Origin of the sequence: Paraburkholderia madseniana (assembly GCF_009690905.1) — a bacterium.
In the GTDB taxonomy this organism is placed as follows: Bacteria; Pseudomonadota; Gammaproteobacteria; order Burkholderiales; family Burkholderiaceae; genus Paraburkholderia; species Paraburkholderia madseniana.
On record NZ_VOSW01000233.1, the window covers coordinates 1 to 2,877 of the forward strand.

Sequence of the window (2,877 nt, forward strand, 5' to 3'; positions counted from 1 at the left end):
CCGAAACGACCGACGGATTCCATCTGGTCATCGACGCGCTGAAACTGAACGACATCCACACCATCTTTGGACTGGTCGGCATCCCGATCACCGACCTCGCGCGGCTCGCACAAGCGGAAGGGATGCGTTTCATCGGTTTTCGTCATGAACAGCACGCGGGCAATGCAGCGGCGATTAGCGGTTTCATGACGCAGAAGCCGGGTATCTGCCTGACAGTGTCGGCGCCCGGCTTTCTGAATGGCCTGACCGCGCTCGCCAACGCGACCACCAACTGCTTCCCGATGATCCTGATCAGCGGCTCGAGCGAGCGTGAAATCGTCGATCTGCAGCAGGGCGATTACGAGGAAATGGATCAGTTGAATGCGGCCAAGCCGTATGCGAAGGCCGCGTATCGCGTGCTGCATGCGGAAGACATCGGCATCGGCGTGGCGCGTGCGATTCGCGCCGCGGTGTCGGGCCGTCCGGGCGGCGTGTATCTGGACTTGCCGGCCAAGCTGCTCGCGCAAACGCTGGACGCCGTGAAGGCGCAGCAATCGCTGGTCAAAGTGGTCGATGCCGCGCCGCGTCAGTTGCCGGCGCCGGAATCGGTCAAGCGCGCGATCGATGTGCTGAAGAGCGCCAAGCGTCCGCTGATCCTGCTCGGCAAGGGGGCGGCTTACGCGCAGGCTGACGCGGAGATCCGCGCGTTCGTCGAACAAAGCGGCATTCCGTATCTGCCGATGTCGATGGCCAAGGGCCTGTTGCCCGATACGCACGAGCAATCGGCGTCGGCGGCACGCTCGTTCGTACTGCAGGAAGCCGACGTGGTCGTGCTGATCGGCGCGCGTCTGAACTGGCTGCTCGCGCATGGCAAGGGCAAGACGTGGGGCGCGGAGCCGAAGAGATTCGTCCAGGTCGATATTTCGCCGACCGAAATCGACAGTAACGTCGCGATTGCCGCGCCGGTGATCGGCGATATCGGCTCGTGCGTGGCGGCATTGCGTGCCGGCCTCGATGCGGGATTCGCGAAGCCGAGCGCCGAATGGACCAGCGCGATCGCCGAGCGCAAGAGCAAGAACCTCGCAAAGATGGCGGCCACGCTCGACAAGAACCCGTCGCCGATGAATTTCCACAGTGCGTTGCGCGCAATCCGCGACGTGCTGAAGACACGCCCGGACATCAACGTCGTCAACGAAGGCGCGAACACGCTCGACTACGCGCGCAGCATCATCGACATGTACGAGCCGCGCAAACGCTTCGACTCGGGCACGTGGGGAATCATGGGCATCGGCATGGGCTTCGCGATCGGCGCGGCGGTGACGAGCGGCAAACCGGTTGTCGCGATCGAAGGTGACAGCGCGTTCGGCTTCAGCGGCATGGAACTCGAAACCATCTGCCGTTACGACCTGCCGGTTTGCACCATCGTCTTCAACAACAACGGCGTGTATCGCGGCACCGACGTGAACCCGACGGGCGGCAAGGACGTCGCGCCGACCGTGTTCGTGAAGGGCGCGCGCTACGACAAGATGATCGAGGCATTCGGCGGTGTCGGCTACAACGCGACCACACCGGAAGAACTGACGAAGGCGCTGCTTGAATCGATCGCATCAGGCAAGCCGACCTTGATCAATGCCGTCATCGACGAAGCGGCGGGCACCGAAAGCGGCCGCCTGACCAATCTGAATCCGCAAAGCGCGGCAATGAAAAAGTGATCCAGCGTAACCATGGAGATAGCAAAGTGACCAAACCACTCGAAGGCATCAAGATCATCGACTTCACCCACGTTCAGGCCGGTCCTGCGTGCACCCAGTTGCTCGCCTGGTTCGGCGCCGATGTGATCAAGGTTGAAAGACCGGGTTCGGGCGACGTGACGCGCAACCAGTTGCGCGACATCCCTGACGCCGACGCGCTGTACTTCACGATGCTCAACAGCAACAAGAAGTCGCTCACGTTGGACACGAAAAAACCGGAAGGTAAGGAAGTACTCGAAAAACTGATTCGCGAATCCGACGTGCTGGTCGAGAATTTTGGGCCGGGCGCGCTGGACCGGATGGGCTTTTCATGGGAACGCCTGAACGAACTCAATCCGAAGATGATCGTCGCTTCGGTGAAGGGCTTCAGCGACGGCCATCACTACGACGACCTGAAGGTCTACGAAAACGTCGCGCAATGCGCAGGCGGCGCGGCATCCACCACCGGCTTCTGGGACGGCCCGCCGACTATCAGCGCCGCGGCGCTCGGCGACAGCAACACCGGCATGCATCTGGCGATCGGCATTTTGACTGCACTGCTTGGACGCGACAAAACCGGCAAGGGCCAGAAGGTCGCGGTATCGATGCAGGACAGCGTGCTGAACCTGTGCCGCGTGAAGCTGCGCGACCAGCAGCGGCTGGAGCGCGTGGGCTATCTCGAGGAATATCCGCAGTATCCGCACGGCGAATTCAGCGACGTGGTGCCGCGCGGCGGCAATGCGGGCGGCGGTGGCCAGCCGGGCTGGGTGCTCAAGTGCAAGGGCTGGGAAACGGATCCTAACGCGTACATTTACTTCACGATCCAGGGCCATGCATGGGAGCCGATCTGCAAGGCACTCGGCAAACCCGAGTGGATCGACGATCCCGCCTACAAGACCGCTGAAGCACGTCAACCGCATATCTTCGAGATCTTCGGCACCATCGAGGCCTGGCTCGCCGACAAGACCAAGTTCGAAGCGGTCGACATCTTGCGCAAGTTCGACATTCCGTGCGCGCCGGTGCTGACAATGAAGGAGCTGGCCAACGATCCGTCCTTGCGCGCGAGCGGCACGATCGTCGAAGTGCCGCACAAGAAACGCGGCACGTATCTGACGGTAGGCAGTCCGATCAAGTTCTCGGACATGAAGCCGGAAGTGACCGCGTCGCC

2 protein-coding genes are annotated in these 2,877 nt (G+C 62.0%); both read left to right on the forward strand.

Annotated features, from left to right (window positions below; genetic code table 11):
• A partial coding sequence (oxc, locus tag FSO04_RS45395) for an oxalyl-CoA decarboxylase (RefSeq protein ID WP_154567952.1) occupies positions 1–1,691 on the forward strand: 1,691 nt, incomplete at its 5' end.
• 26 nt (positions 1,692–1,717) lie between these two features.
• A partial coding sequence (frc, locus tag FSO04_RS45400) for a formyl-CoA transferase (protein ID WP_168436038.1) occupies positions 1,718–2,877 on the forward strand: 1,160 nt, incomplete at its 3' end.